This is a genomic window from Nocardia sputi, assembly GCF_023501985.1.
Genome location: NZ_JAMFLC010000030.1, coordinates 12,229 through 31,224, shown reverse-complemented (window position 1 = coordinate 31,224; position 18,996 = coordinate 12,229). Strand labels below are relative to the sequence as shown.

The 18,996-nt window shown below is 69.0% G+C and carries 13 protein-coding genes and 1 tRNA gene; 4 read left to right on the top strand and 10 right to left on the bottom strand.

The features are described from left to right. Positions 1-731 precede the first annotated feature (731 nt). Positions 732-1,958, top strand: coding sequence for a cytochrome P450 (locus tag M8859_RS31740; RefSeq protein WP_195072034.1), 1,227 nt, complete (start codon positions 732-734; stop codon positions 1,956-1,958). Next, entirely contained in the window at positions 1,955-2,557 is a 603-nt protein-coding gene (locus M8859_RS31735; protein ID WP_249645375.1) for a TetR/AcrR family transcriptional regulator, read from the top strand. The genes M8859_RS31740 and M8859_RS31735 overlap by 4 nt, the downstream gene beginning before the upstream one ends. A gap of 130 nt (positions 2,558-2,687) precedes the next feature. Here M8859_RS31735 and M8859_RS31730 read toward each other — a convergent pair whose 3' ends face one another. From M8859_RS31730 to M8859_RS31715, 4 genes are all read right to left on the bottom strand, one after another. Next, complete coding sequence (locus tag M8859_RS31730; RefSeq protein ID WP_195072035.1) at positions 2,688-3,926, bottom strand: FAD-dependent monooxygenase; 1,239 nt, start codon at positions 3,924-3,926, stop codon at positions 2,688-2,690. A gap of 161 nt (positions 3,927-4,087) precedes the next feature. Beyond that, on the bottom strand, positions 4,088-5,815 hold the full coding sequence (gene atzF, locus M8859_RS31725; protein ID WP_159927924.1) for an allophanate hydrolase: 1,728 nt from the start codon (positions 5,813-5,815) through the stop codon (positions 4,088-4,090). Next, on the bottom strand, positions 5,816-9,421 hold the full coding sequence (gene uca, locus M8859_RS31720) for an urea carboxylase (protein ID WP_308221247.1): 3,606 nt from the start codon (positions 9,419-9,421) through the stop codon (positions 5,816-5,818). A 12-nt stretch (positions 9,422-9,433) separates the two neighbouring features. Then, entirely contained in the window at positions 9,434-10,141 is a 708-nt protein-coding gene (locus tag M8859_RS31715) for a GntR family transcriptional regulator (RefSeq protein ID WP_159927928.1), read from the bottom strand. A 186-nt stretch (positions 10,142-10,327) separates the two neighbouring features. Here M8859_RS31715 and M8859_RS31710 point away from each other — a divergent pair, with 186 nt between their 5' ends. Beyond that, a complete protein-coding gene (locus tag M8859_RS31710; RefSeq protein WP_159927930.1) occupies positions 10,328-10,786 on the top strand; it encodes a hypothetical protein in 459 nt (152 codons plus the stop codon). 48 nt (positions 10,787-10,834) lie between these two features. On the opposite strand, the gene M8859_RS31705 is transcribed toward M8859_RS31710, so the two are convergent. From M8859_RS31705 to M8859_RS31685, 5 genes are all read right to left on the bottom strand, one after another. Further along, positions 10,835-11,560 (bottom strand): SDR family NAD(P)-dependent oxidoreductase, encoded by a 726-nt coding sequence (locus M8859_RS31705; protein ID WP_249645374.1) that lies wholly within the window; start codon positions 11,558-11,560, stop codon positions 10,835-10,837. Between the two features lie 159 nt (positions 11,561-11,719). Beyond that, complete coding sequence (locus M8859_RS31700; RefSeq protein ID WP_249645373.1) at positions 11,720-12,595, bottom strand: SDR family oxidoreductase; 876 nt, start codon at positions 12,593-12,595, stop codon at positions 11,720-11,722. A 320-nt stretch (positions 12,596-12,915) separates the two neighbouring features. Further along, positions 12,916-12,989 (bottom strand) — tRNA-Pro (locus M8859_RS31695). A 60-nt stretch (positions 12,990-13,049) separates the two neighbouring features. Continuing rightward, positions 13,050-14,717 (bottom strand): DUF8017 domain-containing protein, encoded by a 1,668-nt coding sequence (locus M8859_RS31690; RefSeq protein WP_249645372.1) that lies wholly within the window; start codon positions 14,715-14,717, stop codon positions 13,050-13,052. Positions 14,718-14,755: 38 nt separating this feature from the next. Next, entirely contained in the window at positions 14,756-15,718 is a 963-nt protein-coding gene (locus M8859_RS31685) for a metallophosphoesterase (protein ID WP_159927938.1), read from the bottom strand. 132 nt (positions 15,719-15,850) lie between these two features. Between M8859_RS31685 and M8859_RS31680 the strand changes: the two genes are divergently transcribed. Next, the gene (locus M8859_RS31680; protein ID WP_159927940.1) at positions 15,851-16,315 is read left to right on the top strand and encodes a GatB/YqeY domain-containing protein; all 465 of its coding nucleotides are present in this window, start codon (positions 15,851-15,853) and stop codon (positions 16,313-16,315) included. Positions 16,316-16,370: 55 nt separating this feature from the next. On the opposite strand, the gene M8859_RS31675 is transcribed toward M8859_RS31680, so the two are convergent. Further along, positions 16,371-18,740, bottom strand: coding sequence for a penicillin-binding protein (locus M8859_RS31675; protein ID WP_159927942.1), 2,370 nt, complete (start codon positions 18,738-18,740; stop codon positions 16,371-16,373). Positions 18,741-18,996 lie beyond the last annotated feature (256 nt).

The following is an 18,996-nucleotide window of genomic DNA, read 5'->3' as shown; positions in this document are numbered from 1 at the left end:
CACTCGGGACCGAGTATGGAGCCACCCCCGTGCGTGTGGGCCTTGCTGCCGGGGAATACGCCGGGATCCGGCACGCAACGCGGTCGACATGACGGATTCCGTCACGGCGCGCAGTCGAGCGAGAATTTCTACGACCTTATGTAGTGGACCTGGCCGGACCGGCGGCCAGGTTCGCTCACCTACAGCAGGCCCCACCAGTAGAGCAGGCTGGCCAGAATCCAGACCACCACGGTTTCCATCGTCGCTCCCAATCTCCTTGGCGCACTTGTCACCATCATCCCGTGATCCGGGGCCGTGCGGTAGGCGTTGGGCGGGTCACCAGTTGGTAAAGCTCTCTCACCTGCGGATTTGATCTTGCAAGGTGTTTTTAAGTGCGCGCTAAGCCCGCGCCTGCATTGTTTGTCCCACGGGCGGGACATGCCCAGCACCACAGGTGCGAACCGGGGAACGACCTGTCTCGAGGGGTGACAGGTCGGACTTCGGGGGCGGTGTCCGCCGGGCCGGTCTACGAGGGGTGGCCGGCCCGGCGGGCCCGGGTCGCGGAGCGGTCGCTCACGCCGGCTCTTCCTGGAGCTGACCGGCAACGAGTTGCCGCTGCCGAAGGTAACCCACGAGCGGGCGGCACCGGGTCCGAAGGGGTATGGAATCAGCTGGGCCGACTGGAGGGCATCGGCCGGGCCCATCTGAAACCTGTTCTAGACAGTTGTCGTATTTTGTCTTATTGTCGATACATGGTTAACGTGGCGTATCGGACGGCTCCGGTTTTCGAACTTCGTTCCGGACCCACCTGGGTATCGCCGTGGGAGATGTACGCGGCGCTGCGTGCGCACGATCCGGTGCAGCACGTGGTACCGGCCGCGCGACCGGAGAACGACTACTGGGTGCTCACCCGGCACGAGCACGTGTACGCGGCGGCGCGCGACAGCGAGACGTATTCCTCGCGCGACGGGCTGACGGTGGAATACGGCGAACTCGACGAACTCGGCCTGACCGACAATCCTCCGCTCGTGATGCAGGATCCGCCGCAGCACACCGACTTTCGCCGGTTGGTCGCTCGCGGGTTCACGCCGCGCCAGGTCGAGGAGGTGGAACCGGTCGTGCGCCGATTCGTCCGCGAACGGCTGGACGACATCGCGGCCCGAGGCGGCGGTGACATCGTCGAGCTGCTGTTCAAGCCGCTGCCGAGCATGGTGGTGGCCTACTACCTCGGAGTGCCCGAGCGGGATCGGGCGAGGTTCGACGGGTGGACCGACGCCGTCGTCGCAGGCAGCATCGAGCGGACGAACGCCACAGCGCAGGCGGCATCGGCGGAGATGATGGGTTACTTCGCCGAGCTGATCAAACGCAGGCGCGCCGAACCGGGCGAGGACACCGTGTCACTGCTGGTCCAGGCGGGGATGGCCGCCGACGACGAGGACGTGCGCGGGCTGGTGCAGATTCTCGCCTACACCTGGACCATGGTCGCGGGCGGAAACGACACTACGACCGGCTTGCTGGGCGGCGCCGTGCAACTGCTGCAGCAACATCCGGACCAGCGTGCCGCGCTCGCCGCGGAACCGGACCGGATTCGCGTCGCGGTGGAGGAGTTCGCCCGGCTCACATCGCCGGTGCAAGGGCTCGCGCGCACCGCGACGCGCGATGTCGAACTGGCCGGAAGGACGGTGCCCGCCGGGCGCAAGGTGCTGCTGGTGTTCGGGTCGGCCAACCGGGACGAAGAGGCGTTCGGCGCCGACGCCGCCCACCTGGACATCGATCGGTATCCGCAGCGCATCCTCACCTTCGGGCACGGACCGCACCACTGTCTCGGCGCGGCCGCCGCGCGGATGCAGGCCCGGGTGGCATTGGAGGAACTGCTCGATCGGTTCCCCGAGTACGTGGTCGACATCGACGCGGTCGAGTACGCGAACGGCCCCTACGTTCGCAGGCCGACCACTGTGCCGTTCCGGTGCACGGCGTGACCACCCGCATGAGGGGCGATTGGCTGGCCGACGGCCGCGCCGAGTTGGCCGGTGAGCGCATCCTCGACGCGGTGCGCGCGTTGTTCATCGACAGGGGCGTCAGCGGAGTCGGCATGGCCGAAGTCGCCGACGCCGCGGGCTGTTCCAGGGCGACGCTGTATCGCTACTTCGAAAATCGGCAGGCGCTCTACCTGGCCTTCGCGGGCCGGGAGGCGCGTCAGCTGGTCGAGTGGGTGTGGCGCGCTCAGGCGGTCCCGACCAGCGCGGAGCCGGGGGAGCGGTTGCTCGACGTGTTGACCGCGCTGCTGGCAGAGGTTCGCAAGACGCCGCACTTGGCGGTCTGGTTCGAGCCGTCCAACGCGGGGATCGTGGCTCGGCTGGCGAATTCGCCTGGGGTGGTCGACGCGCTCGCCACGGACTTCGTCGCCGGGTTCCGTCCCGGGCTGCCCGCGCTCTCCGCCAGAAGGGTCGGTCAGTGGGTGGTGCGGGCGATGGTCTCGCTGCTGACGCTGCCCGGCGCGGACGAGGACGAGGAACGAGCGATGCTGCGCAGCTTCGTGCTGCCGTTCCTGCTGGATGAGCGGACCGTTGTCGACTGATCGGTCGCGCCGCACGATTCTCCGCTCCTGGGGCTCGGACCTTCGCGTCCACAGTGTGGATCCCGGTAACGTCATCGACCGGAGCCGCGCGGAACTCCGGTCGAAACACGAGCCCGACTGCTCGCGGGACTCAGCTGCCTGCGGTCACCACCGCGTAGTCGGGCAGATCGTAGCTCTCGGTCTTGCTCAGCATTCGCATCATGACCGGTCGCATCGCCTTGGACATCATCAGCCTGCTGAGGGTGTAGCCCGCGCGAATGCCCAGGCGGGACTTGGGCGTCATCGCCCTCAGGCCGCCGGGCGGCAACTGCTGGGCCGTCGTCACGAAGGGGCGCAGCACCTCTTCGTAGCGTGCCAGGCCCGCTCCGGGATTGTCGGCGCGCGCGGCGAGTTCACCGGCGAGAACATACGCGCCCACCAGCGCCATCGCTGTTCCCTGCCCGGTGAGCGGTGAACCGCAGTATCCCGCGTCGCCGAGCAGGACCACCCGGCCACGGGACCAGCTCGGCATGTCGATCCGGGCCAGTTCGTCGAAGTAGAAGTCGGGCGCCTCGGACATCGCCGCCGCGATGCGAGCGGACTCCCAGCCGCCGCCGGCCAAGCGGTCGCGGATGAACCTCTGCTGGGCTGCGACGTCTCGGCGCAGCGCCGGGTTCGCCGCGGCGCGGATCACGACGAGAGCTTTGCAAGTGGCCGTGTCGGCGTCAGGGCGCATACCCACGCCGGTGGCCCCTAGCAGCGAATGCATCGTGAACCAGTGCGGCTCCAAATCTTCCGGCCGCGGCAGCGTGAAGAACGACATGTATCCGCCGAGATACGTCGAGAACTGCTCCTCGGGCCCGAAAGCCATCCGGCGGGTGGCGGAGTGCAGACCGTCCGCGCCGATCACGACGTCGAACCGCTCGACGGCGCCGGAGGCGAATGTCACGTCGACACCCGCGTCGTCCTGCCGCAGCGCGGTGATCCACTCGCCGTACCGGTAGTCCACCCCGCCCTCGGCGGCGAGCAGGTCGAGCAGCACCTGGCTGAGATCCCCGCGGGTGATCTCGATTTCGGCGACCCCGCCTTTGCCCTCGAACAACTCGGCGGACATGCGGAGGATCTCGCGGCCCTCGTCGTCGACGTACCTCATGCCGCGCTCGTCGAGCTGATATCCGCGGATGCCGGGCATCATGCCCATCCGCTCGGCCACCTCCCGGCTCGGCCCGCGCAGGTCGACGGCCTGTCCACCGGGCCGCGGCGCCGCGGCCCGCTCCACCACGGTGGCCGTGATACCGGACCGGAGCAGTTGCAGCGCAACGGCATTGCCGCCGATGCCACCGCCTGCGACGAGCACGCGGAGCTGGCTGCTTACGGACTTGGGGCTCATGGCTTCCTCGACTCCCACTGGGTTGACCGAATGTCTCAGACATATGTCTAACATGAACTGGCACAAATGTCTAGTACAAATGTCTAATCAGGCGGACCGAAAAATGGCCCATGGTGGCGAGGAAACTCCTCGCGACCATGGGCCATGGCGCGGCGCGGAAACTACGCGCTCTGCCGCAAATACCTCCGCCAGCTCGCGTAGTGGGTGATGTCGGTGGCGGCGCCGGCGGCATCGTGGGTGCAGGTGAAACCGACCACGTCGCGGCCGTCGGCGAGTTCGATGCTGGTCAGCGCCATGGGTGCGGGAAGCTCGGCGAGGAAGGCGCCCAATCCGGCGGTGGAGAGGCGGAAGAGTTCGCCCTCGATCGCAGCGCCCCGGCCCGGCCCGTGCCGCACCAGTCCGGGCTTGGGCGGGCTGGTGTCCAACGCGGTCAGGCGGTAGGCGTCGGTGGTTCGGATGCCGCCGAGGAAGCGGGCCCCGAGTCGCTCGAGCTGCCAGTGCAGTGGCTGCCCCCTCAAGTGCGCCCCGAAGACGGCCAGGTCGACGCCCCGCTCGACCAGCAGCGGCGCGCTCTCGAGGCCCACCAGGCGGGCGGCGAGGTCGACGGCGACCTGATCGGCGAAGGCGGGGGTGACCACCATGACTCCGAACGGCGCGGCGTCGGCGGTCGGTGCGCCGGGCACGGCGACGGCGGCCATGTCCAGCAGATTGCAGAAGTTGGTATAGGTGCCCATCCGGCGGTTGATCCCGATCGGATCGGCTCGCACCGCGGCGATACTCGGATGCTCGGTGGTCGTCGGCAACAGCAGTGCGTCGAAGCCGTGCAGCAGTTCGGCCGCCGCCGCCTTCGCGCGGGCCAGCGTATCGAGGTCGGCGGCGAATGACGGGCCGGTCTTGTTCCGCGCCGCGCCGATGATGGCGGCAACCGTGGGATCGGCTCCCGCGGGTCCGGTATCCAGGAACGCGCCGACCGCGGCGTAGCGTTCGGCGACGATCGCGCCGTCGTAGAGCATCAGCGCCGCATCGAGCAGGACGGAGATGTCGATTTCCTCGGCTTTCGCGCCGGTGTCGGCTACCGCGGCGACGGTGCGGGCGAACGCATCCCGATACGGCGCGCTGAGCGTGACCAGATCGTCGGCACGCGGTACGGCGATGCGCGGCGCGAGCGGGGCGGCCAGCAGGACGTCGGCGGGCCAGGTCCGGCTGCGCGGGTCGCGCGGTTCCGGTCCCACCATCACCGCGGCCGCGGCCACTGCCAGGTCGAGATCGGCCGCGAAGACTGTCACGGCGTCGAAATCCGCACAGGCGGGCACGGTTCCGTGCGCGGGGATCACCCCCAGCGTGGCCTTGATGCCGACTATCCCGTGCAATGCGGCCGGCACGCGGCCGGAACCCGCCGTGTCGGTGCCGATTCCGATGTCGGCGACGCCGAGCGCCACCGCCGCGGCGGAACCGGAACTCGACCCGCCCGACACCAGTTCCGGGTCGAGGGCGTTGCGAACCGCGCCGTACGGGCTGCGCGTGCCGACCAGCCCGGTGGCGAACTGGTCCAGGTTCGTCTTGCCCAGCACCAGCGCGCCCGCCGCGGTCAGCCGTTCGATCGCCGCCGCGGTGACCTCCGGCAGGTAGGCGAACTCCGGGCAGGCCGCGGTGGTGGGCAGGCCTGCCACATCGATGTTGTCCTTGACCGCCACCAGGAGTCCGGCCAGCGGCAAGGAATCTCCGGCGGCGAGCCGCCGGGCGAGGGCGGCCGCTTCGGCGGCGACCTCGGCTTGCGGTCGCAGCGTGATCCACACCTCCGGCCGATCGACTTCGGCGATCCGCCGATAGGCGGCCGCGACGCGTGCGACGGGGTCGGTTGACGTGCTGCCCAGGACGCCTGCGGCCATTCAGTCGACTCCGATCATCACTAGTGGCGTCCCCGGCTCCACCTTGGCCCCGGGGGCGGTCAAAACCTTCAGCACGGTGCCCGCGCGGGGACTGTGCACTGGTAGTTCGAGTTTCATCGCCTCCAGGACCGCGACCGGCGCACCGGCCGTGACCTTTTGCCCCGGCCGCACTTCCACCCGCCAGACATTGCCGATCATCGGCGCGGTCACCACGGTCGCGTCGGCGGGCAGGTCGGCCAAAGGGTCATCGATCGGTGCGGCGACGGGTGCGACGGTGGTGCGTTCGAATTCTCCCGCTGCCCGCCACGCGGCCTTCTCCGCCTCGAACGCGGCGGCCTGCCTGGTCTCGAACTCGGCGATGGAGTCGGCCTCGTTCCGCAGCAGCCGCATATGGTCGGCGAGCGCGAAATTGCCCTCGCTCACCTCGGCGTCGAACCTGCCCGCCTCGGCCGCCGCGCGATATTCGAGTAACTGATCCGCGCCGACCGGCTCCCATACGACGCGATCGAAGAATCGGAACAGCCAGGGCGTGCCCGCTTCGAACGGCGCGGACTGCCGGTAGCTGGACCAGATCGGCACCGTGCGGCCGATCAGCTGGTAACCGCCCGGGGAGGCCATGCCGTAGACGCACAGGTACTTGCCGCCGATGCCGACGGCGTCGGACGGGGTCCAGGTGCGCGCCGGGTTGTATTTCGTGGTGACCAGGCGGTGTCGCGGATCGAGTGGAATCGCCAGCGGCGCACCGAGATACACGTCACCCAGCCCCAGCACCAGATATTCGGCGTCGAACACGGCGGTACGCACGTCCTCGACGCTGTCGAGCCCGTTGACGCGCCGGATGAATTCGATGTTGGACGGCAGCCAGGGCGCCGTGTCGCGCACACCGCTGCGGTAGCGGTCGATCGCTTCGGCGATGGACGGGTCGTCGAACGACAGCGGTAGCCGGATGGTGCGGCTCGGCACCACCAGATCGGTCGTGGCGGGCAGCGCGAGTTCGAGTTCGGCCAACGCACCGAGCAAGCGATACCGCGGCAGCACCTCGGGGTCGAAGTGGATGTGCAGGGAGCGGACGCCGGGGGTCACGTCGAGTATGCCGGGCAGCCGGGCGCCCGCGAGGGCTTCGGCCAGCGCGTGCACCCGCATGCGCAGCCCGAGATCGAGCACCATCTCGCCGTATTCGACCAGGATGTTGTCGTCCCCGCCGCGCAGGTACCGCACCCGTGGACGGTCCTGTCGCGCTTCGACGCCGCCGAGAATGCCTCGGTCACGCAGGGCCGCGCGGGAGTCGGTGACCAGATCCGGCACGCGGCTGCTGCCGGACGCCCGCAACGCCGCCGCCTTCTCGTCGTCGACCGGTACGAAGCGCACCGAGTCGCCGGGACGCAACTGGCCCATCCGCCAGCGATGCGCGGACACCACGGTCAGCGGGCAGGCGAAGCCACCGAGGCTGGGGCCGTCGGGTCCGAGCAGGATGGGCGTGTCGCCGGAGACGTTCAGCGCGCCCACGCTGTAGGGGTTGTCGTGCAGATTGGACGGGTGCAGCCCGGCTTCGCCGCCGTCGGTGCGCGACCAGGCCGGCTTCGGGCCTTCCAGCCGGATGCCGGTGCGGTTGGCATGGCTGCCGACCCGCCACGGGTGCGTGCAGAACTGAGTCATGTCGGCGTCGGTGAAGTACGCGGGCGAGGTCTGCGGACCGACACCGACCGCCAGCTGCCAGTCGTGGGTGAATCGCGGCCGGTCACCCGGCGGCACGGCGGCGGGAGTGCCGAGTGCGTCGGTCGGGTCGATGCCGAGTACGTCGCCGGTGGCCACCGCTTTGCCGGTCACACCGCCGAAGCCGCCGAGGGTGAAGGTGGCCGCACTGCCGTGATAGAGCGGCGCATCGATGCCGCCGCGCACCGCCAGATAGGTGCGCAGACCGGTGTCGGTGGGTGCGCCGATATCCAGCACCGCGCCCGCGGCCACGGTGACGGGCTCCCACATGGCCACCGGATGGCCGTCCACCGTGACGGGCGTCGGCGCACCGGTGACGCACACGACGGTGGTGTCGGAAAAGTGCAATCGCGGCCCCTGCAGAGTGCATTCGAGTGCTGGGACACCGATCGGATTGCCGACCGCGCTGTTGGCGAGGGTGAAGGAGAGATCGTCCATCGGACCGGACGGCGGAATGCCGACCTGCCACAGTCCGATTCGGCCGGGGTAGTCCTGCACCGTGGTCATGGTTCCGCCGCGGAGCACGTCGATGCGGCGGCCGACCGGGCGGATGTCGGCGAGTGTGGTGGTGGTGTGCTCGATACGCAGCACCCGGCCGTCGCGGGCGGCTCGGCGCAGTTGCGGCAGATTCGTCTGCACGCCGTAGACACGGGTCGCGGTGAGCGCGGTGCGTAACGCCGCGAAGGCGTCCGTGCGGCTCGCGCCGGAGCTGATCACCTTGGCCAGGAGCGGATCGTAATACGGACTGACATCCGAGCCGGTGGCGATCCACGTGTCGACCCGGACGTCGTCCGGGAACCGCGCTGCCGTGACCAGACCCGCGCTCGGGCGGTAATCGTGGCCGGGATCTTCCGCGTAGACGCGCGCCTCCACGGCATGGCCGGTGATCGGCGGCCCGCTGTCGGGCTGTTCGTCCACCATCGAAGTGTCGCCACCGGCCAGGCGCAGCATCCATTCCACCAGGTCGACGCCGGTGACCGCCTCGGTGACCGGGTGCTCGACCTGAAGGCGGGTGTTCATCTCCAGGAACGAGGCGGTGCCGTCGTCGGCGTCGTAGACGAACTCCACCGTTCCGGCCGAGCGGTACCCGACCGAACGGGCGAGTTCCCGGGACACGGAGAGCAGGTGCTCGGACAGTTCCGCGGGCAGTCCCGGCGCGGGCGCCTCCTCGATCACCTTCTGGTTGCGGCGTTGCAGCGAGCAGTCCCGGGTGCCGAGGCTGATGACGCGGCCGTGCCCGTCGCCGAACAGTTGCACCTCGACGTGTCTGGCCCGTGCGACGAAACGTTCCAGGAAGACACCGGTCGAACCGAAGTTGGCCGCCGCGATGCGCCGCACGCGCTCGTAGGCCGCGCGCACCTCGTCCGCGCCGAAGCACGCCCGCATACCGATGCCGCCACCGCCGCCGACCGCCTTGAGCATCACCGGGAACCCGATCCGATGCGCCTGCGCCACCGCGTGATCGGCCGAATCGAGCAGGTCGCTGCCCGGCACCAGCGGCACGCCGACGGCGCGTGCGGCCGCTCGGGCGGTGTGCTTGTCACCGAAAACGCGCAGTTGCTGGGGCGTCGGTCCGACGAACGCGATTCCCGCGCCGGACACCGCGGCGGCGAAATCCGCGTTCTCCGAGAGAAAACCGTAGCCGGGGTGAATGGCGCCCGCTCCGGTCGCCAGCGCCGCCTCGACCACCAGGTCGGCCCGCAGATAGGACTCCGCCGCCGGGCCCGGACCCAGATGCACCGCGACGTCGGCCATTTCGACGTGCGCGCCACCGACGTCGGCATCGGAGTACACGGCGACCGTCTTCAGGCCGAGCGCCTGGGCCGTCCGCATGACGCGGCAGGCGATCTCGCCGCGGTTGGCGACGAGCACCGTATCGAAGCTGAGCCCCACAACCGCTCCTTGCTAGTCCGTGGCCAGCGACATGGCCGCGATCGCGCGGGTGACCCGTTCGAGCACCACATCCAGCGATTCACCGATGTGCGTGTGCAGCAGCCGATAGGCGAGCGGGAGGTCGTCGGCCAGAACGGCCTCCAGGATGCCCAGATGCTCGGCGATGGTGGTCTCGATCCGGTTGTTGACCATGAAGTCGTACATGCGCACGTGACGAATGCGGGAGTTCACCGCTTTCAGCGCCCGCACCATCTCGGTGTTGCCCGCCGCGGTGAGCAGCGTGACGTGGAATTCCTCGTCGCGAACCACGAAACCGGGCTCCTGTTCGGGCGGGTCGGCGCGCAGCTCCAGCCACGCGGCGCGCTCGGACTCCAGCAGCTCCCGATCGTGCGTGACCGCGGGATTGGTCATCACGCGCTGAAGACCGCCCAGCTCCAACGTGATTCGCAGCTCGTACAGGTCGCGGATCAGTGGAATGCTGGGCCGCACGGGGCTGAAGCCGTATTCTTCTCGCTGTAGTAGTCCATCCGAGCACAGGACGGTCAGCGCTTCGCGGATCGGCGTGCGCGAGATGCCGAATCTGGCCGAGAGTTTCGGCTCGGTCAGCCGCTCACCGAACTTGATGTCCCCGTTCATGAGCTCGCTGCGCAGGGCCGCGTACACCACGTCGCGCAGCGGTCTGCCCGCCGCGTCCGCCAGAGTGGCTATCCGTGTCGACATGGCTGTATACGCTATTGACCTCGAATTTCGGTGACGTGTCCGGAAGTTATCGCCGCGTTAGGGTCTGCTCACCGCGCAGGTCGCAGCGCTGTGCCCGGCGGGCGGGGCGCCGCGAAACGGAATCCGGTGCCGGACCGACAGAGTTGTCGAACCGGTCATCGATCAGTGAAGCACCAAGGAGACGGTATGAAGCGCAGCACGAAGTTCGCCGGAGCACTCGCCGCCGTGGCAGTCGCGCCGGTCATCGCGGCCGGTAACGCGCAAGCCGACCCCGGCACGGTCTACTTCGCTACGGGCAGCACGAACTGCGCCATTTTCGGGAACGGCTCCGTCGGGTGTGATTTCGGTTATCCCCTGCACCTGAGCTACTACGTCGGCAACACCTACATTCCGGTGCCGGTGCGCGTCAGCGAGATGGTGATCGACCAGCCCTGGCTGCCCGCGCATCCCACCTTCGACCCGGGCACGCCCTACACGCTGCCGGGCGGCAATCCCAGCATCCACGACCTGAAGACCGGCTCGGGGCAGTGGGGTCCGATCATCGAGCACGCGGGAGTGTCCTGCCAAGTCGGCTTCCACGGGAGCTTCGGCTGTACGGCGATGGGCCGCGGGTTCACTTCCTACGGCGGTACGGTCACGGCGTGATCGTGTGCCTACGCGCCCGCTGTCGGCGGCGGGCGCGTAGGCGGGGGTCTATCGCGGCGAGCCGGTCTCGTTGATCCGGATGACTTGCGCGTTCACGGTGCTCGCCCCGTCTCCGGCCAGGTAGGCGACCACCGCCGCCGGATCGGCCGGGCTCAGCGCGGCGAGTGCGGTCTCGAGTTCCGCGTTGTCGGTCGTGCCGACGCCGTAGCTGACCGTGTTGACGGTGATCCGCCGCGGCACGAAGTCCGGGGCCACGGCCTGGCCGAGTTGCTCGACCGCGCCGCGCGTCGCGTCGTGCACCGCGCCGCCCGGGTCGGCGGGATCACAGACGTTGATGATCCGGCCTTCGTCGGCCAGGTGCTGCGAGGCCACCTGCAAGCCGTGGAACACGCCCTTCACCGTCGCCGCGAAGCCGCTGTCGAATGCTTCCGAGGTCAGCTTGGGGAACGGCTCGGACTCCGGCACCGCCGCGGTGTTGACCAGCAGGTGCCAGCCGCCGCATTCGTCGAGCAGCGCCTGCACCAGCTCCTCGTACTCGCCGCGATCGGCGACGTCCGCCGCGAGGGCCAGCGCCTTGCCGCCGGCTTCGGTGATCTCGCCGACCACCTCCGCGGCAGGCTCCGGGAAGTGTGGATGGTGAATCACTACCACAGCGCCTTGCGCGGCAAGCGTTTTCGCGATCGACCTGCCGATTCCGGTGTAGGCCGCCGTAACCAGCGCGGTTTTCCCGGACAGCGGTTTGTCCGCGGGCAGGCTATCGACGGGCTTGCTCATCTGCCGACCTTTCGTCGATTGCGGGGAATCCTGTTTCAGCGATGGTATTCCCGCTCACGGACCGATGACCCCTCCGGACGACCATTGATCCTCTTCGTGTCGTCGGTACTTTCTCGGTTTCGAGAGCAGAACCGGCGGCCGCGATCGCCGCCGTATTGCCTACGCGTCGACGAAAAGGTCGTTGGCCAGCGCACCGTCACCGGGAACCACGCGGTAACGGTCGAGATCGGTGATGCCGTTGGCAGTGAGGACGTCCTCATCGAGCAGAAGCTGACCGGTATGTGTCGCGGCGGGGCTGGTCACCATGAGCAGGGCGGCGTCGGCGCAGATGTGGGCGGTGCGGGACGCGGCGACGGCTTCCTCGCCGCCGAGCAGATTGCGCACCGCGGCGGTGTCGATCTTCGTGCGTGGCCACAGCGAGTTGACGGCGATGCCGTATGGCCGGAATTCGTGCGCCAAACCGATGGTGGCGATGCTGACACCGTATTTGGAGACGGTGTAGGCGACGCCGTTGCCGACCCATTCGGGATTCATGTTGAGCGGCGGGGAGAGCGTGACGATATGCGGGTTCCGACCGGCCCCGGCCGAGACGCGCAGATGCGGGAGAGCCAGCTTCGACAGCAGGAACGGGGCGCGAAGGTTCACGGCTTGCATGTGGTCGTAGCGCTGCATGCCGATCTGCTCGGCGTTGGTCAGATCGACCGATCCGGCGTTGTTGACCAAGATGTCGATGCCGCCGAACCGATCGACGACCTGGTCGACCACCTCGGTCATCGCCCTGTCGTCGCGGACGTCCGCCACCAGCGGCAGTACGTCGCCGCCGGCGGCCTCGACCCGAGCCGCGGCGGTGTGGATGGTGCCGGGCAGTTTTGGGTGCGGCTCCTGCGTGCGGGCGACCATCGCGACGTTCGCGCCCTCCGCCGCGAACCTGATCGCGATCGCCAGGCCGATACCTCGGCTGGCGCCGGTGATCACGGCGGTCTTGCCGGTGAGCAGACCCTCGACTGCGGCGGATGGACGGCTGGGTCCGTTCATAGCTGTTGCTGCCCTTCGGTTCTGGGTCGATCGTGCTCCGAGGCTAACCGGCGTTCAAGGGAAGCGGGAGCGGTTCGGCGGCCACAGCGGCGGCCGGTCTGCACCGGTCGATCCACGCCGCGCGGAGTGCCGCGAGTTCGCTGCCTCCGCACCGTCCGTCCACAGAAGGGCTCCGATGGCGTCCTGGTGAGCTGATTCCGGGCTGATGCTGCCTTTTCGCTGCCTACCGGCATCGGCATCACTCCGGGTGTCCCTGGCAACGGAGAAGGCCCCTGACCATGCGTACTGGTCAGGGGCCTTCCCGTCGTCTCAACCACGAGTCGGGGTGACAGGATTTGAACCTGCGACCTCTTCGTCCCGAACGAAGCGCGCTACCAAGCTGCGCCACACCCCGTGATGCGAACCTGGAGTAGCTTACAACAGGGGGACGCGAGACGTTAAACCGGCAGGTCAGTCAGCCTGCGAGGGGGCGGATGCTGGTGAAGATGCGCTTGGCGGTCTCGGCGTCGAGTGCGTTCGGGACGCCGGTGTCGGCGGCGATCACCATGACGAAGGTGCCGTTGTCGTTGGGGAACGCGGCGGTGTAGACGGAGTACGCCTTCGCGCAACCCGGCTTGGCGTCGGCGACGGTGCCTTTGGTTTCCACGAACATGCCGTGCTGGGATCCGTCCAGCGACGCCAACGGCATGGGCAGGCCCGGTGTGCCGCCGGGCGTGGCCTTGTAGGCGAGCGTGGCGGTCCGCGTGCCGAGCTCGGTTGCCGCTCGACCCGGGTCGGAGGTGTCGGAGCCGGTGAGGAAAGCGACGGTTCGCGTGGAGCCGGGGCAGTAGCCCTTGCCTTCGCTGGCCAAGCCCTTACCCACGACGGCGTTCGGCGGTTCACCGAAGCCGCCGATGGTGTTCTGCGGGGCGATCGTCCAGTCGGCGGGCACGTCGTAGGCGGCGCCGCTGTCGGGCGCTCGTACGACCTGGTAGCCGGGTATGAGCGGGGTTTTGTCGCCTTGCCCCCGCGCGGTCGTCGTCGGGGCTGGTTTGGTCGTCGTCGTCCGGGCGGGCGAGCCCGCCGTAGTGGTGAGCGCGTTCACCATCGAGGGCGAGCCGGCCTGTGCGGGATCGTCTGTCTTCATAGTGGTCAAGGCCACCGCGCCGGCGACGAGACCCGCCACCAGCAGTACGGCCAGACCGGCCGACAGAACGATCTTCCCCTTGCCGCTCCCGCCCGGACGGTTCGGCTGTGGCGGCGGTCCGCCGAAGCCGTCATGGGGGCCGTAGGGCTGATACCGACCACCTGGCGCGGCGCCGTACTGCCCTGGTCCTCCCGGTGGTTGCCACTGCAAGGTCTGCGCCGGTCGGCCGAACCGGTCGGCGCTCGGATAGCCGAGCAGGGTCGGCGCGGCGTCGCCGGGACTCGGCCCCCGCCCCCCGAACGGAGCGGGCTGGTCGAGCGCGCCGAGCGGCTGCCCGAGCATGGTCGGATCGTCGCGCCCGGGCGCGACGGGAGTCGGCTCGGACTGCGGCGGCCACTGCCCGGCCGGTCGGAGAGACGGGCGGAGCACGGTCGGGTCGTCGCGTCCGGGCTGCGGGCCCTCCAGTGACTGGGAGAGCATGGTCGGATCGGCCTGTCCGGAAGTGTTCGACGCCGGACCACCTGCCCATGACGTGGCGGGGTCACTCTGCCCGCCGGGTCGCCACTGAAGGGTGGGCGCGGTCTCGTCGTTCGGTGGCCACTGCATGGTGGGGTCGGGCTGCCGAGGATGAGACGGCGCGCCTCCGGCTTCCGGCTGCCACCGGGACGTCGGGGCATGCTCGTTCGGATCCACAGGACGCTGCCCAGCATCATGGCCGGAGGATTGTTCCTGCCCACCACGCTGCCAGGGCGTGACAGCGGGGTGCGGGGGTTCGTCGTACCCGCCCGGCTGCCACTGCGACGACGGTGGCGGGACGTCGGATCGGTCCGGTGCGATCGGAGGCGTCACGAGGTTCGGCCGCCACGTGGCATCGGCGTCGTCCGGGGCGGGTACGGGCACGAGATGCGGGCGGTCGATGGGTTGCTGCCCTGCCGTGGGTGGCCCGGCGGGCCGCCCCGGGTTCGTCGGGCCGCGCCGGTCGTCGAATCCACTCACAGTTGTCCCCTACCTGCCACACGTCTCGGCAGGGGACCTTAGCGGGCCACGGCCTCCGATGCCGACACCCCGTGGCCCGTGTCGGCCACCGGCCGCTTCGGAGGCGCGGCCACCAGCGTCAACAAGGTCGCCTCCGGGCGGCAGCAGAATCGGTACGGCGCCCACGGGGAGGTGCCGACGCCCGCGGAGACGTGCAGCTGGGTGTGCGCACCCCACTTCGACGGACCCTTCACCCGGGACCGGTCGATCCCGCAGTTGGTGACCAGTGCGCCGTAGCCGGGCAGGCACAGCTGGCCGCCGTGGGTGTGCCCGGCCAGCACCAGGTCGTAGCCGTCCTCGGCGAAGCGATCCAGCACTCGGGGCTCGGGGGAGTGGGTGAGGCCGATCCGCAGATCGGCCAGCGGGTTCGGGGCGCCCGCGACGGTGTCGTAGCGGTCGCGTTGCAAGTGCGGATCATCGACACCGGCGGTGGCGATGCGGATGCCCGCCACCTCCAGATCGCGGCGCACGTGCGTGAGATCGAGCCAACCGCGCTCGGTGAAGGCCGCGCGCAGGTCTTTCCAGGGCAGCGGCGCGCCGTAGGTGCGGCGGTGATCCTTCTTGAAGTACTTCAGCGGGTTCTTCGCCACCGGCGCGAAGTAATCGTTGCTGCCGAAAACGAAAAGGCCTGGGCGGGAGAGCAATCCGCCGAGGGCCTGGACCACCGCGGGCACCGACTTCTGGTGCGAGAGGTTGTCGCCGGTGTTGACCACCAGGTCGGGTTCCAGCCGGTCCAGCTCCCGCAGCCACTGCTGCTTGAGCTTCTGCCCCGGCATCATGTGCAGGTCACTGAGGTGGAGCATCCGCAGCGACGACGACCCCGGCGCCAGCACGGGCATGGTCGCCTCCCGTAGGACGAAGGCGTTGCGTTCGACCAGCGAGGCGTAGCCGATTCCGGCCACCGCGGCCCCGGCGGCTCCCAGCGCGGTCGTGCGGACAGCAGAGGTCGAGATCACGGGCATTTGCCCAGCATAGGTGACCTCACGCGGGAGCGCCGAGTGTGTTTACGCACAAGCGCCCCGTTCGCGACGGGAATTCGCGCGACGCGGCAAATGTAGTGGGACCGCCGCGCCGCAGCGGCTACCGTGAGCGGCATGTCGGAACTCAAATCGCAGCTGCGCGCGGACTTGACCGCCGCGATGAAAGCCAAGGACACGCTGCGCCTTTCCACATTGCGGATGCTGCTGTCGGCGATCCAGACCGCTGAGGTCGCCGGCGCTCAGGCGCGTGAACTCACCGACGCCGAGGTCGTCTCCGTGCTGCAGAAGGAGGCGAAGAAGCGCAACGAATCCGCCGAGGTGTACACGCAGGCCGGGCGCGGCGAACTGGCGGCGAACGAGCATGCCGAGTCGCGCATCATCGAAGAGTATCTGCCCACCCAGCTGACCGACGCCGAGGTGGCCGATCTCGCCGACACCGCCATCGCGCAGGTCGCCGAGGAGATCGGTGAGCGTCCCGGGATGCGCCAGATGGGCCAGGTCATGAAGATCGCCACCGGGCTCGCCGCGGGCAAGGCCGACGGCTCACGCGTTTCGGCCGCAGTGAAAGCGCGGCTGTAGGACAACAGCGAGAAAGGGGCCGCGAACCATGTGGTTCGCGGCCCCTTTCTCATGCTCAGCGCGGAATCGGGATCGGGATCGGGATCGGCGGCAGCCGCGGCGGTAGCGGCAGCCCCGGCAATCCCGGCGGCGGTGGCGGCGGGCCCGGCGGCGGCGCGGCCCGGACGGTGCCGTCGCTGATGTACAGCGTGATCACCGAGCCGGGAATCGCCGACCCGTTCGGCGCGGTACCCATCACGGTGCCCTTGGGACGATCGCCCGCGCCGGTCACCGGCGACACCTGGAAGCCCGCCGCGACCAGCTTGGCGGTCGCCTCACCCTGGGGCATGCCGACGACGTCGGGCACCTGGGCGTTGTTCGCGCCGCGCACGTACTTGTCGTCCAGCGGCGGCAGTGCGGGCGGCGGGAACAGCGGTATCACCGGTTTGACCGCGTTGAACCAGGTGCGCGCCGGTTCGTTACCGCCGAACAGGTTGCCGTCGCCGCAGTTGCGCAGCGGGAAGGAGCAGATCTCACCGGGAGTCGGGCTGTCACCGTAGACGTACACCGCGGCGGCGAGCGAGTTCGTGAACCCGAGGAAGGCCGAGGAGCGGTGACTCTCGGTGGTACCGGTCTTGCCCGCCATCGGAAGGTTCCAGCCCACCGACTGGGCCGCGGCCGCCGCCGTACCCGAGGTGTCGTCCTTGCTCATGGCGTTGGCGAGGGTGTTCGCCAGACCGGGCTCGACGACCTGTTCGCAAGCCTGCTGCGTCAGCGGCACCTGCTTGCCCTGGCGGTCGATGACCTCCTTGATCGGGTTCGGCGGGCACCATCGGCCGCCGGAACCCAGCGTCGCGGCGACGTTGGACAGCTCGAGCGGGTTGATCGCGACCGGGCCCAGGGTGAACGAGCCGAGGTTCTGGTCCTTGATCATGTCGGCCAGGCTCTGGTTGCCGTGGCCCGAGCTGCCCGCTTCGGTGAACGAGCGCATACCGAGCCGGACCGCCATGTCCACGGTCGGGGTGACGCCGACGGCCTGGATCAGCTTGACGAAGGCGGTGTTCGGCGAGGTTGCCAGCGCTTCGGTCACCGACATGGGCGACTTGTACCGGCCCGCGTTCTCGACGCAGTAGGTGGCGGGCGGGCATCCGCGCGCACCACCGTTACCCATGCCCTTGGCCTCGAACCGGCCGGGCACCTCCAGCTGGGCGTCGATGCCGAGCCCTTTCTCCATGGCCGCGGCGGTCGTGAACACCTTGAAGATCGAGCCCGCGCCGTCACCGACCATCGAGTACGGCTGCGGCTGCACGGTCTCGCTCGCGTCCCGGTTGAGGCCGTAGGTGCGACTGCTGGCCATCGCGAGCACCGGATGCGAGTCCTGCCCCGGCGCGACCACGGACATGACCTCTGCGATGTTGTCCAGATCGGGGTTCGCCGCGTCGGTCACCGCTCGCTTCACCGAGTCCTGCACGGCCGGGTCGAGGGTCGTCCTGATCAGGTAGCCGCCCTTTTCGATCTGCTCGCGACTGATGCCCGAATTGGCCAGATACTGCAGCGCGTAGTCGCAGAAGAAGCCACGGTCGTTGGCCGCGATGCAGCCGCGCGGCAGGCCCTTGGGCTCCGGCAGCACGCCCAGCGGCTTGGTCTTGGCCTCGCGGAACTCCTCGGCGCGGCTGGGGATGTTCTGGATCATCGTGTCCAGCACCGTGTTGCGCCTGGCCAGCACGCCGTCCGGGTTGGTGTAGGGGTTGAGCTTGGACGAGCTCTGCACCATGCCCGCCAGCATCGCGGCCTGCGACACGTTCAGCTCGGCCGCGTCGATGCCGAAGTAGGTCTTCGCGGCGTCCTGGATGCCGTAGGAGGAGTTACCGAACGGGACCAGGTTGAGGTACCTGGTCAAGATCTCGTCCTTGGTCAGCTCGCGGTCCAGCGTCAGGGCCATCCGGATCTCCCGGATCTTGCGGGCCGGAGTGGTCTCGATGGCGGCCCGGCGCTCGGCGTCGGTTTTGGCGACCACCAGTAGCTGGAAATTCTTCACATACTGCTGATCCAGTGTCGAGGCGCCTTGCTGGACCTCGCCGCTGGTGGTGTTGGTGAGGAATGCGCGCAGCGTGCCCTGCCAGTCGACGCCCTCGTGCTCGGCGAAGCGGCGGTCCTCGATGGACACGATCGCCAGTTTCATGTCGTTGGAGATCCGGTCGCTGGGGACCTCGAATCGGCGCTGCTCGTACAGCCAGGCGATCGGATTGCCCGCCGCGTCGACCATGGTCGAGACCGCGGGCACCGTTCCCTCGACCAGCTCCGCGGAGACGTTGTCGACGGCGTCGGCGGCACGGTTGGAGACGAACCCGAAGCCGCCGGCGAGCGGGAACAACAACCCGGCGACGAGCACGGAGGCCAGCACGCAGCTGCCGGCCAGCCGCGCGAGCGTATGTGTGATCGGCACGAAACAAGACTACGGGTTGCCATTCGAGCGTTCTTGGCGGCGTTTGTCCGGAGCCCGGAACTGCTTGTTCGCGAACCGGAATGGGCGTGTCGCGCGATCGCGCTCGGCGTGTCGTACGACGGCCCATGGGCAATCTGCCTGCCCGTCCAGTGCGGGCCCGGCTTTGCAGGGACGGACGTACCAAAAAATCTCGAGGTGGTCTTGCGCAAGCGCCATACCTTTACCTAGATTGAGAACCCAGTGTGATAGAGCTAAC